Below are 12159 nucleotides of genomic sequence, written 5' to 3' on the forward strand. Positions count from 1 at the left end.
CCCCCGTGCCGCTTGCCCCCGTGCCGCTTGCCCCCGTGCTGTCGGACACAGACCCCGCCGCCTTCCCCAGCCCCAATCATGGCGACCGGCGGGGCCAGCGCCCGTCGCTGATCGTCATCCATTACACCGGCATGGCGGATGCGCCCTCGGCCCGCGCCCGGCTCTGCGATCCCACCGCCGAGGTCAGCGCCCATTGGCTGATCGCCGAGGATGGCACCACCGAACAGCTTGTCTGCGAATCGCGGCGCGCCTGGCATGCCGGGGCGGGCCTTTGGCAGGGGCAGGGCGACGTGAACAGCCGCTCGGTCGGGATCGAACTGGCCAATCCCGGCGACCGCCCCTTTCCCGAACCCCAGATGGCTGCGCTGCGTCACCTTCTGCGCGCCATCATGGCCCGCTGGCAGATCCCGCCCGCAGGCATCATCGCCCATTCCGACCTCGCCCCCGGCCGCAAGATCGATCCCGGCCCCCGCTTCGACTGGCAGGCACTGGCCCGCGACGGCCTTGCGACCTTTGCCCATCCGCCGCCCATCGCGCCCGCCCCGCCTCTGGAGCCCAGCCTTGACGCGCTCGGCTATTCCCCCGCTGACGCCACCACCCGCCTTGCGGCCTTCCGCCTGCGCCACCGCCCCTGGGGACGCGGCCCCGAATCCGACGCCGATCGCCGCACCGCCGCCGCCCTTTCTTCTTCACACAAATATCCCGGGGGAATCGCCAAAGGCGATGGGGGCAGCGCCCCCTCTTGACGCCCCACACGCACCCCGCCATACGGACGACGTGCGGAGGGCTGGATGACCGCGGCATGGCAACATGCCGAGGAAAGTCCGGACTCCATGAGGCAACGGTGCCGGGTAACGCCCGGCGGGGGCAACCCCAGGGACAGCGCCACAGAGAACAGACCGCCTCGCCCCGCCTTCGGGTCATGGGCAGGTAAGGGTGAAACGGTGGGGTAAGAGCCCACCGGGGGGCTGGCAACAGCGCCCGCATGGCAAGCCCCACCGGGAGCAATGCCGAATAGGGATCGCGAGCGGGGCAACCCGCAGGGCCGCCTTGCCCCAGCAGATCCGGGTAGGCAGCTAGATCCGTCCGGTAACGGACGGACCAGAGGAATGGTCATCCAGCCGCGCAAGCGGTGGACAAAATCCGGCTTACAGGCCCTCCGCGCAATTTTTCACATCCCGTCGCCGCAAACCCGCCAGAGGCCTGTCACGACAGGCTCGCAGCACCGCAGCAGGACCAAAGAAGGGTCCGACCGGTCAGGCCAAGGCCGTCACGGCAGACGCATCGCCCCCCGACCCGCTTCCGACCGGTTAGGCCCTCCTTGAAACGTTGCCCGGAATCACAATTCCCGCACGCGATGGGCGGCCCGCGCATCCCGTCCACGCGCCGCCCCGCTTCAGAAACAGACCGGCCCGGCAACGGACGGGCCCAGCAAAGACCGACCCCGGAACAAACCGTCCCGCCTCAGCCCTTCCGGGTCGATTTCGCCCGCGCCTCGGTGGCGGTGGCGATGGCGCCGGCGGCTTCGGCCTGCATCTTCTGGGCAAAGCTGGTCATCTGCGCGGCATATGCCTCGGCCCATTCGGCAAAGCCCTTGCCCTCCTTGCCGCCCGCCGTCTTCAGCGCCGCCTCGCGCATCTCGTCGCCCTGCTTCTTCAGCTGCGCGAACTGGGCCTCCCAAGTGGTCTGCATCTGCTGCCACTGGGTCTTCAGCGTCTCGCCCGCCTCATCCATGTAACCGCGCAATTGGCGGCTCAGATCATCCTGACGCTCGACCGCCCCGGCCTGCCATTTGCGGATCTCGGCCATCATCTCGTCATTACGGCCGGTCATCTGGCTTTTCCAGTCGGCCGAGCGTTCTTCGAACAGACGGGCGTTTTCGGCCATGCTGGACAACATGTCGGACAGTTTCATCGCGGCTCCTCCCAAAGCTTGGGGCCATGCAAAAGGCCCCCGGATGCAAACCTGCGTCCGGGGGCCTCGTTTGTCAAATCCCGCAACCAGATCAGCCGTCGGTCTGCACCGGGCTGTCGGTGGGCAGGCCCTGCTGCCGTTCGATCTCGCGCCAGCGGGCGACTGCGGCGTTATGTTCATCCAGCGTGCGGCTGAAGGCATGGCCCCCGGTCCCGTCGGCCACGAAATACAGATAATCGGTCTCGTCGGGGTTCAGCGCCGCATTGATTGCCGCGCGGCCCGGATTGGCGATGGGCGTGGGCGGCAGACCGTCGATGCGATAGGTGTTATAGGGCGTGGTCGTGTCCAGTTCAGACCGGCGCAGGCCCCGGTCCAACACTGCCTCGCCCCCGGTGACGCCGTAGATCACCGTCGGGTCGGTCTGCAGCCGCATGCCCTGCCGCAGCCGGTTCACGAAAACGCTGGCCACCTGCGGACGCTCGCCCGCCACGCCGGTCTCCTTTTCCACGATCGAGGCCATGATCAGCGCCTCCTCGGGCGTCTCATAGGGCAGGCCAAAGGGCCGAGCCTCCCATTCCGCAGCCAGGATCGCCGCCTGACGGCGCGCCATCTCGGCCAGCAGCGCATTGCGGTCGCCGCCCTTGGCCAGCAGATAGGTGTCAGGCGCCAAACTGCCCTCGGCGGGCGTCTCGGCCACCTCGCCGGTCATGAACGATGCAGCGTTCAGCGCCTGAACCACTTGCCAGCTGGTCACGCCCTCGGCCATGACCAGGCTCAGGCGCACATCGGCCAGATCTTCGGCCGCCGCGATCGCCTCGGGCCGCTCTTCGGTGGCCGGGTTGAAGCGGGCCATTTCCTCATACCCGCCGGTCTGGGGGTTCATGTCGCGCAGCAGCACCGAATTTTCCCGCACACCGACGCGGATCAGCACCTCGGTCCCGCAGGTCGAGGCCCCGCCCGAGGTGACCGCGCCCACGATCTCCTCCATGCTGGCGGCGGGCGGCATCAGAAAGCTGCCGAATTTCAGCTCGCGCGACTTGCCCAGATAATCCGCCCCCGCCCGAAAGATATAGGCGTTGGAAATCGCCCCCTGCGCGGCCAGCTGGTTGCTGACCGCATTCAGGCTGGCCCCCGGCGCGATCTGCACGCATTGCGCGATCTCGCTCGGGCCCGGCCCGCTGAACTCGCGCTTTGCCCAGGCCACGGCGGCGGCAGCCCCGATCAGCAGCACGATGGCCAGGGTCAGGAAATTCGAGGCGATGTTGCGCCAGATCATCCCGCGACCCGCCCCAGAACCAGACTGGCATTGGTGCCGCCAAAGCCGAAACTGTTGGACAGCGCGATGTCGACCTTGCGGCGCACGGCGGCATTGGCGGCCAGATCCAGACGCGGGGTGACGGCGGGATTGTCCAGATTGATGGTCGGCGGGCAGATCTGATCGCGGATCGCCAGAATGCAGAAGATCGCCTCGACCGCGCCGGCCGCACCCAGCAGATGGCCGATGCTGGATTTCGTCGATGACATGACCGTGCCCGGCGCATGATCGCCCAGCAGACGCTCCACCGCGCCCAGCTCGATCGTGTCGGCCATGGTGCTGGTGCCATGCGCGTTGATGTAATCGATCCGGTCGGGGGTCAGACCCGCGCTGCGCAGCGCCGCCTCCATCGCCCGGTATCCGCCATCGCCATCCTCGCTTGGTGCGGTGATGTGATAGGCATCGCCCGACATGCCGTATCCCAGCACCTCGGCATAGATCTTGGCGCCGCGCGCCTTGGCGTGCTCGTATTCCTCCAGCACGACGACGCCCGCCCCCTCGCCCATCACGAAGCCGTCGCGATCGGCGTCATAGGGACGGCTGGCCGCCTGCGGATCGCCCGCCCGCTTGGTGGACAGCGCCTTGCAGGCGTTGAAGCCCGCGATCCCGATCTCGCTGATCGGGCTTTCCGCGCCGCCCGCGATCATCACATCCGCATCGCCATAGCGGATCATCCGAGAGGCATCGCCGATCGCATGCGCGCCCGTCGAACAGGCCGTCACCACCGCATGGTTCGGCCCCTTGAACCCATAGCGGATCGACACCTGACCCGAGATCAGGTTGATCAGCGCACCCGGAATGAAGAACGGCGAGACCCGCTTGGGCCCCCGCTCCTTGATCAGCACGGCAGTTTCGGCGATCGAGGACAGGCCGCCGATCCCCGATCCGATCATCACCCCGGTGCGCAACCGGCTGTCCTCATCCTCGGGCTGCCAGCCAGCATCCAGCACCGCCTGATGGGCCGCAGCGACGCCGTACAGGATGAAATCATCCACCTTGCGCTGATCCTTGGGCGCCATCCAGTCGTCGGGATTGAACGTGCCATCGCTGCCATCCCCGCGCGGGATCTCGCAGGCATAGGTCGTCACCACGTCCTTTGCATCGAACCGCGTGATCGGTCCGGCGCCGGATTTTCCCGCCAGCAACCGCTCCCACGTCGCCTCGACGCCCGAGGCCAACGGCGTGACCATGCCCAATCCGGTGACAACAACCCTGCGCATCGCACTTCCTTCACCTGCCCATAATCGGGGCCGTCATACACGCGCGCCAACCGTCACGCAACGCCACGAAACCGCGACCCTCCGCCATGCGCGCCGCGCCGCCCCCTTCTTCTTCACGGAAATATCCCGCAGGGGGGTCCGGGGGGGCGCGAAGCCCCCCCGGCATTCGCGGGACGCAACTCAGACCAGCCCCTCCGCCCGGAACAACGCCCGGATATCCGCCTCGGGACGCGGCCCGACATGGCCGATCACCTCGGCTGCGGCGATGCAGCCCATGCGCCCGGCGACCTGCAGGGGCACGCCGGTCGCCAGCCCAAAGATCAGCCCGGCGGCGAATTGATCGCCCGCGCCGGTCGCATCGACCGGCACGACGCGGTGGACGGGCGCCGTCACCCGCTCGTTCGCGCGGATCAGGATCGCATCTTCGCCGGACCGGGTGCAGACCACGGTGCCGCAATCGGCGGTGGCCAGCCGCAGGGCCTCTTCCAGATCGTCGACCTGATACAGAGCCTGCCATTCGTGCACATTGCCGATGACGTAATCCATCCGGCCTGCCACCAGCTGGCGAAAATCATCGCGATGGCGGTCGACGCAGAACGGGTCGGACAGCGCGATGCCCGCCTGCCCGCCCGCGCGGTGAATCTCGTCCGTGGCCTTCAGGAAGGCGGCCTTGCCCTTGGGCTTGTCGAACAGATAGCCTTCCAGGAACAGCCAGCCCGCGCCCTCGAACACCTCGGGGGCGACATCGTCGGGGCCCAACTCGGCCGAGATGCCCAGATAGGTGTTCATCGACCGCTCGCCATCGGGGGTCACGAAGATGATCGTGCGCGAGCTGGGAAGATCGGACCCCGACACCGGCGCGTTCACGAACCGCGTGCCCGCACCCTCGGTCTGGCTGGCATACAGCCTGCCGATCTCGTCATCGGCCACGCAGCCGATGAAGGCCGTGCGCAGGCCCAGCCCGCCGATGCCCGCCAGGCTGTTGGCGACGCTGCCGCCCGCGACCATGCGCGCCTGAATGCGGCGCGCCGAATGATCATCGGCCTGCGCCGCCATCAGATATTCCGACCGGCTCCGGTCGACCAGCTGCATGATGCCCTTGGTGATGCCCAGCTCGGCCAGCCGCGTCTCCTCGGTGGGCGCGATGATGTCCATGACGGCATTGCCGATACCGACGATATAGGGGCCCTGATCGGGGCCAGAGCCCGGGCTCGATGTCATGCGGTTTTCTCCTCATAGGGGCACAGATCGCGGATGGGACAGACCCCACAGCGGGGCTTTCGCGCCTGACAGATATAGCGGCCATGCAGGATCAGCCAGTGATGCGCATGGGTCTGGAACCGGGCGGGGACGTGATCCTCGATCGCGCGCTCGACCGCGTCCACATCGCGGCCCGGCGCGATGCGGGTGCGGTTGCCGACGCGAAAGATATGGGTATCGACCGCCTGAGCCGGATGGCCGAAGGCGCAGGACAGGACCACATTCGCGGTCTTGCGGCCCACACCCGGCAGGCTCATCAGCGCCGCGCGGCTGTCGGGCACCGCGCCGCCATAATCCTCGACCAGAATGCGCGACAGGGCGATGACATTCCTGGCCTTTTGCCGGAACAGGCCGACGGTGCGGATATGATCGGTCACCCCCTCGACGCCCAGCTCCAGCATCCGGGCGGGCGTGTCGGCGCGCGCGAACAGATCGCGGGTCGCGCGGTTCACCCCCACATCGGTCGCCTGCGCCGACAGGGCGACGGCCACGACCAGCGTAAAGGGGTTCACGAAATGCAATTCCGTCTCGGGCGCCGGATTGGCCTCGGCCAGACGCGAAAAGATCGCGACCTGGGTCGCGAAGGGCAGCGCGGGCGGCGGGCGTTTCACAAGGGCCATGGCCGCGTTTCTGACCGCATGGGCGCCCCATTGCAAGCGCCCGGGCGTCCGATGCCCGATGCCCGGTTTGTGATGGATTTCCAGTGACCTTTACGAAACAGTGACTTCCCTTTGGGGCGGAACTGCGACAGCTTGCCACGCGTTGAAGGCGCATCTCGGGGTCGGGCGAAATCCGCAACCGGGGAGGCCATGGATGTATGGCGCGGCGACAGCCCGCCCGGACAGATGAAAGGGAGCCCTATGACACTCCGCACAACCACCATTCTTGTCGCAACCGGCCTGCTGGCCCTTGGCGCCTGCGCGCCTGCGATGGACGGCACCGGAACCGCCCCCGGCGCCGGGATGACCCGCACCCAGCAGGGCGCCCTTGCCGGTGCCGCCGTGGGCGCGCTGTATGGCGCCAATCGCGACGATGACAGCAGCGGTCGCGGTCGTGACGCCGCGCGCGGCGCCATTCTGGGTGCCGCAGCAGGCGCCGTGGCGGGCAATATCCTTGACCGTCAGGCGGCAGCGCTGGAACAGTCGATCAGCAACCCCAATGTGCAGATCGTCAACCATGGCAGCTATCTGCAGGTGATCCTGCCCGAAGGCATTCTGTTCGCCACCGGATCGGCCGCTGTGTCGGGACCGGCACAGACCGATCTGTACGCCGTCGCGCGCAACCTGAACCAGTATCCCAACAGCCGCGTCGAGGTGATCGGACATACCGACAACACCGGCAGCGCCGCGCTGAACCAGGATCTGTCGCAGCGCCGCGCGCAATCGGTCGCAGGCATTCTGGCGGCGGCGGGCGTCAATCAGGGCCGTCTGGCGGCGACCGGGCGGGGCTTCAACCAGCCCATCGCCTCGAACGCCACCGATGCGGGCCGCGCGCAGAACCGCCGGGTCGAGATCCTGATCCGTCCGACGCAGTAAACCCCGCACCTGACAGAACGTGAGGGGCCGGGCGATTGCCCGGCCCCTTTGCTTTGCAACCGCCCCATCCTAGATTGAGGGCAGGCCAGCCCCCGGAACCCCGCCATGTCCGACCCCGACACGCCCTTTCAGCCCATCGACGCGGCCCGCCTGTCGGACGCGGTCACCGCCCAGATCGAGGTGCTGATCTTGCAGGGCGTGCTGCGGCCCGGCGAACGTCTGCCGGGCGAACGGGATCTGGCGGACCGGATGGGCGTCAGCCGCCCCTCGCTGCGCGAAGCGCTGTCGGCGATGCAGGCCGACGGGCTGCTGGTCACCCGCCCCGGTGCGGGCGTCTTCGTGGCCGAGGTTCTGGGCAGCGCATTTTCGCCCTCGCTGGTCAGGCTGATCGCGCGTCATCCGGAGGCCGCCGATGATTACCTGACCTTTCGCAAGGATCTGGAGGGGCTGGCCGCCGAACGCGCCGCCCGCGCTGCAGGCGATACCGACCTTCAGGTGCTGGACCGCATCGTTCAGGCCATGCGCCACGCCCATGCCAGCCCCGACCCCGAGGCCGAGGCGGCGCTGGACGCCGATTTTCACATGGCCATCGTCGAGGCCAGCCATAACGTCATCGCCCTGCACATGATGCGCGCCATGCAGGATCTGCTGCGTCAGGGGATGCTGTTCAACCGCCCCCGCATCTTTGCCAGCCCCGATCTGCGCGACCGCATTCTGGACCAGCACATCGCCATCAACGACGCTTTGCAGCAGCGCGACGGACACGGCGCCCGCAAGGCGTTGGAGGATCATCTGGATCTGGTCGCCCGCACCCTGACCGCGCAGCGCCGGGCCGACGATCATGCCGCCATCGCCCGGCTGCGTCTGCGCAACCGCCCCGAGGCCTGACGCAACAAGGAAAAGGCCCCCGGCGCTGCTGCACCGGGGGCCTTTCAGATCACTGTCCAGATCTGTCTCAGTTCAACCGGCGCGCCACGTCTTCGATGGCGTCGTCGATCCCTGCCGAACGCTGGCCCGAGCGGACCTGACCGGTCAGAATCTCGGCGGCGGCGGCCATTGCGGCCTGCACGGCGCTGTCGCGCACCGCGCGCACGGCATCGTTTTCCGCACTGGCGATCTGATCCTGCGCGCCCTGCAGGCGACGCTCGATCGAGCGGGCCAGATCGGCCTGCGCCTTGGCGGCCTGCGCCTCGGCTTCACGCTTGGCATTGGCGACGATCTGATCGGCCTGCGTCTTCACATCGCGCTGGCGACGCTCATAGCTGGCATAGATCTCTTGCGCTTCCTCGCGCAGGCGACGCGCCTCGTCCAGATCGTTGCGGATGCCGTCGGCCCGCTTGTCCAGAAGGCCGCCGACCAGCGCCGGAACCTTGAAATAGACCAGCACGCCGATAAAGCCCAGAAAGGCCAGCAGCACGATGAAGTCGGTATTGCGCAGCGAAAAGAAGCCGTAATCGCCGGGGGCTGCGACAGCCGGTCCGGCGGCCAGCACAAGCGCGGTCAGGGTGGCGGTGATGCGGATCATTGCACGGTCCCTTTCATGCGCCCGTCAAGGGCTGCGGCGACGGCAGCGTCATCGGCCTGCCCGCCAAAGCTGCGGACCAGTTCGGCGGTGACATCGCGGGCGACTTCGCGCGCGCTGGCATCGGCCGACACGCGGATCTGATTGATGCGCGTTTCCGATTCCGCCGTGCGGGCGGCGATTTCGGCATCGGCCTTGGCAATGGCGGCATCCAGCTGGCCCTGAATCTCGGCCCGGTTTCTGGCGACGATGGTCTGCGCCTCGGCGCGGGCATCGGCCAGCGCCTTGTCATAGGCAGCCTCGGCCTCGCGGGCCTTCAGCTTGAATTCTTCGGCGGCCATCAGATCGCCGGTCACCGCACCCTGACGGTCCGACAGAACGGCGGCGATGCGCGGCAGCGCCACACGCGACAGCACCAGATACAACACCACCAGCGTGACGACCAACCAGAAGATCTGGTTGCCGAAGGTGGCGATATCCAGCTGCGGCAGGCCCGCAGATTCGGCGGCAACGGCCCCATGGGCCGCGGCGTCCGTGCCGTGGGTCGCCGCATCGTCGATGACGACCGCGCCCTCAGAGTGTTCGACCGCAGTGGTGGCGGCCTCTTGCAACAGGCTGAACATATCCTACCCCATGGCCTGAGCCCGAAAGCCCTGAAACGAACGAAGGGGCGGGGGTCAGGCCCCCACCCCGCCGCAAGGATGGCGATGGATCAGACCGCGAACATCAGCAGAAGCGCGACGAGGAACGAGAAGATCCCCAGAGCTTCAGCGAATGCCATGCCGATGAACAGCGTGGCGGTCTGGCCGGCCGCTGCCGACGGGTTGCGCAGCGCGCCTGCCAGGAAGTTCCCGGCGACGTTGCCGACGCCCAGTGCGGCAAAGCCCATGCCAAAGGCGGTCAGGCCGACGCCGATGTACTGGCCCAGTTCTGCGATATCACCGGTCATGTTTAGTCTCCTTGCGATTGGTAGTTTGGCGATTGAGGGGAAGCGGACCCGATGGGCGGGACCGCATCTAAGGCGGCGTCCGTCAGTGCGACGGGTGCAGCGCATCCTTGAGATAGACGCAGGTCAGGATGGTGAAGACATAGGCCTGAACAAAGGCGACCAGCACCTCAAAGGCGTACATCCCGATGACCGCGACAATGGCGATGGGGGCGACGGCGGCAATGGCCGCAAAGCCCGCGAAAACCTTGATGACCGCGTGACCGGCGATCATGTTGCCCGCCAGACGAATGCTGAGGCTCAGCGGGCGGACGAAGTAACTGATGACCTCGATCACGGCCAGGATCGGACGCACGGCCAGAGGCGCCGAGCGGACCCAGAACAGATCCAGGAAATGCGCGCCGTTCTTGACGAAACCTATGATGGTGACGCCCAGGAACACCGCCATGGCCAGCACCCCGGTGATGGCGATATGCGAGGTGACCGTGAAGGCCATCGGGATCAGGCCCAACAGGTTGGCAAAGACCACGAACATGAACAGCGTCAGGACATAGGGAAAATAGCGCAGCCCGTCCTTGCCCGCGATATCCTCGATCATCTTGTAGACCAGGCCATAGGCCATTTCGGCCACCGATTGGGCGCGGTTCGGGATGATCGCCCGGCCCCGCGTGCCCAGAACCAGCAGCGCGATGGATGCCAGCGCGGTCAGCGCCAGCCACAGCGTCACATTGGTGGGCGTATACCATGCCACGGGACCGTCACCGAACAGCGGCGAGACCACGAACTGGTCCATCGGGTGGAATTCAAGGCCGCCGCCAGTCGCTTCCGTCGCCACGATCAATCCCTCTCGTCACTCTCCGGTCTGTCACCGGATTTTCGATCCAACTCGGACGCGGTGCGCATCAAGGATTTGATGCCAGCCGCAAGGCCGAGGAATATAAAGATGACCATCAGCAAAGGCGTCGTGCCCAGCAGATAGTCCAGACCGTAACCGATCAGGAAACCCAGCCCAAGGCCTGCCACCAGCTCGATCACCATGCGCCAGGCCAGATTGGCCTGCTCGTATTTGCCCATCGGGTTCGGACCCTTGGGCTTGGGCGCTTTCAAGGCCAGTTTCGCCTCCAACGCGCGCAGCCGGGCCTCATCTTTGGCCCTGCCTGCATCGCCTTGGGGTCCATCGGCCATATCTTGCGCCCCCGAGATCGCTTGAGGGGTGTCTAGGGGCAGACGCCCCCCAAGTCAAGCAATCGGGGATCATCCGCAACGCATTGATCCTGATAGGGTATTTCTGAACCGATGCGGCCATGGCCCCGATTGCATTCCGCGCGGCGGTGCGACATCATTCAACCTATCGGTTGACCGTTCCCCCGCACAAAGGCCCCCTGATGACCCTGCCGCCCCCGCCCGACCGGCTGGATCTGGTCTTCGCCGCGCTGGCCGACCCGACCCGGAGACGGGTTCTGTCGATGCTGCTGGAAGATGACATGGCGGTCAGCGACGTGGCCCAGCCCTTTGCAGTCAGCCTTGCCGCCATCTCGAAACATCTGGCGGTGCTTGCAGCCGCCGGTCTGATCCGGCAGGAACGGCGCGGGCGGATCACCTGGTGCAAGCTGGACCCGGGGGGGATGCGTCTGGCCTCGGTCTGGATGCAGGGCTTTGGGCAGTTCGACCCCGTCGATCTGGATGATTTCGAACGGTTTCTGGAAACCGAGCTGAGGAATGATGATGAAGACGCCTGACGTGCTGTGCATCGGCGCGATGCTGTGGGATGTGATCGGCAGGGCACCTCGCCGCATGGCGCCGGGTGCCGATGTGCCGGGCCGCATCCGCCATCTGCCCGGCGGCGTCGCGCTGAACGTGGCGGTCGCGCTGGCCCGGTGGGGTCTGCAGCCCGCCGTGCTGTCCGCCGTGGGTCGCGACCCCGAAGGCGAGGCCCTGATCGCCGAGGCCGCCCGGCGCGGCGTCATCACGGACTGGCTGACCCGCGACAGCGGCCACCCCACCGATTGCTATATGGGCATCGAGGACAGCGAAGGGCTGATCGCCGCCATTGCCGACGCCCACAGTCTGGAACAGGCGGGTGCCGCGATCCTGACCCCGCTGGATGCGCTGCCCGGATGGACCGGGCCGGTCGTTCTGGACGGCAACCTGACCGAAGAGCTGCTGGCCTTCATCGCCCGCGATCCGCGTCTGGCGCAGGCAGATCTGCGCATCGTGCCCGCCAGCCCCGGCAAGGCCGAACGGCTGGAACCGCTGATCGCCGCCCGGCGCGGCTGTTTCTATCTGAACCGGCTGGAGGCCGAGATTCTGGCGGGCCGCGCCTGCCGCGACGCCATTCAGGCCGCCGAGGCGGTCGTGGCGCGGGGCGCCGCCCGCGTGCTGGTCACCGATGGTCCGCATCCTGCGGCGGATGCGATGGCGGGCGCCCCCACCCTGACCCACCAGCC

Annotated in this window: 15 protein-coding genes and 1 other RNA gene; 6 read left to right on the forward strand and 10 right to left on the reverse strand. The window is 67.3% G+C overall.

What is annotated here, in order from left to right:
• The first annotated feature begins 38 nt into the window (after window positions 1-38).
• Window positions 39-746: an N-acetylmuramoyl-L-alanine amidase gene (locus tag EG885_RS20065; protein ID WP_379107327.1), complete on the forward strand. Its 708-nt coding sequence runs from the start codon at window positions 39-41 to the stop codon at window positions 744-746.
• A gap of 33 nt (window positions 747-779) precedes the next feature.
• Window positions 780-1167: RNase P RNA component class A (rnpB, locus tag EG885_RS20070), an RNA gene on the forward strand.
• 297 nt (window positions 1168-1464) lie between these two features.
• On the opposite strand, the gene EG885_RS20075 is transcribed toward rnpB, so the two are convergent.
• From EG885_RS20075 to nth, 5 genes are all read right to left on the reverse strand, one after another.
• Complete coding sequence (locus EG885_RS20075) at window positions 1465-1914, reverse strand: hypothetical protein (RefSeq protein WP_131578193.1); 450 nt, start codon at window positions 1912-1914, stop codon at window positions 1465-1467.
• A gap of 91 nt (window positions 1915-2005) precedes the next feature.
• Complete coding sequence (gene mltG, locus EG885_RS20080) at window positions 2006-3190, reverse strand: endolytic transglycosylase MltG (RefSeq protein ID WP_131578195.1); 1185 nt, start codon at window positions 3188-3190, stop codon at window positions 2006-2008.
• Entirely contained in the window at window positions 3187-4449 is a 1263-nt protein-coding gene (gene fabF / locus EG885_RS20085) for a beta-ketoacyl-ACP synthase II (protein WP_131578197.1), read from the reverse strand. Before fabF ends, mltG begins: the two co-directional genes overlap by 4 nt.
• 180 nt (window positions 4450-4629) lie before the next feature.
• Entirely contained in the window at window positions 4630-5670 is a 1041-nt protein-coding gene (locus EG885_RS20090) for an adenosine kinase (protein WP_131578199.1), read from the reverse strand.
• Window positions 5667-6329 (reverse strand): endonuclease III, encoded by a 663-nt coding sequence (gene nth / locus EG885_RS20095; RefSeq protein ID WP_131578201.1) that lies wholly within the window; start codon window positions 6327-6329, stop codon window positions 5667-5669. The genes EG885_RS20090 and nth overlap by 4 nt, the downstream gene beginning before the upstream one ends.
• A gap of 240 nt (window positions 6330-6569) precedes the next feature.
• Between nth and EG885_RS20100 the strand changes: the two genes are divergently transcribed.
• Together EG885_RS20100 and EG885_RS20105 are read left to right on the forward strand one after the other, a co-directional pair.
• On the forward strand, window positions 6570-7244 hold the full coding sequence (locus EG885_RS20100) for a YiaD family glycine zipper/OmpA-like lipoprotein (RefSeq protein ID WP_131578203.1): 675 nt from the start codon (window positions 6570-6572) through the stop codon (window positions 7242-7244).
• Window positions 7245-7349: 105 nt separating this feature from the next.
• Window positions 7350-8132, forward strand: coding sequence for a FadR/GntR family transcriptional regulator (locus EG885_RS20105; protein WP_131578205.1), 783 nt, complete (start codon window positions 7350-7352; stop codon window positions 8130-8132).
• 67 nt (window positions 8133-8199) lie between these two features.
• Here EG885_RS20105 and EG885_RS20110 read toward each other — a convergent pair whose 3' ends face one another.
• From EG885_RS20110 to EG885_RS20130, 5 genes are all read right to left on the reverse strand, one after another.
• Window positions 8200-8769, reverse strand: coding sequence for a F0F1 ATP synthase subunit B (locus EG885_RS20110; protein WP_131578208.1), 570 nt, complete (start codon window positions 8767-8769; stop codon window positions 8200-8202).
• Entirely contained in the window at window positions 8766-9389 is a 624-nt protein-coding gene (locus tag EG885_RS20115; RefSeq protein WP_131578210.1) for a F0F1 ATP synthase subunit B', read from the reverse strand. Before EG885_RS20115 ends, EG885_RS20110 begins: the two co-directional genes overlap by 4 nt.
• An 89-nt stretch (window positions 9390-9478) precedes the next feature.
• Window positions 9479-9715, reverse strand: a complete 237-nt coding sequence (locus EG885_RS20120) for a F0F1 ATP synthase subunit C (protein WP_090743205.1) — start codon at window positions 9713-9715, stop codon at window positions 9479-9481.
• Between the two features lie 82 nt (window positions 9716-9797).
• A complete protein-coding gene (locus EG885_RS20125) occupies window positions 9798-10547 on the reverse strand; it encodes a F0F1 ATP synthase subunit A (RefSeq protein WP_242679766.1) in 750 nt (249 codons plus the stop codon).
• 2 nt (window positions 10548-10549) lie between these two features.
• The gene (locus EG885_RS20130; RefSeq protein ID WP_131578212.1) at window positions 10550-10897 is read right to left on the reverse strand and encodes an AtpZ/AtpI family protein; all 348 of its coding nucleotides are present in this window, start codon (window positions 10895-10897) and stop codon (window positions 10550-10552) included.
• Window positions 10898-11097: 200 nt separating this feature from the next.
• On the opposite strand from EG885_RS20130, the gene EG885_RS20135 reads away from it, so the two are divergent.
• A complete protein-coding gene (locus EG885_RS20135) occupies window positions 11098-11451 on the forward strand; it encodes an ArsR/SmtB family transcription factor (protein WP_131578214.1) in 354 nt (117 codons plus the stop codon).
• Window positions 11438-12159, forward strand: a 722-nt coding sequence (locus tag EG885_RS20140) for a PfkB family carbohydrate kinase (protein ID WP_242679767.1), incomplete at its 3' end; no start/stop codon positions are given. The genes EG885_RS20135 and EG885_RS20140, both read left to right, overlap by 14 nt.

Source organism: Paracoccus nototheniae (genome assembly GCF_004335005.1).
Taxonomy (GTDB): Bacteria; Pseudomonadota; Alphaproteobacteria; order Rhodobacterales; family Rhodobacteraceae; genus Paracoccus; species Paracoccus nototheniae.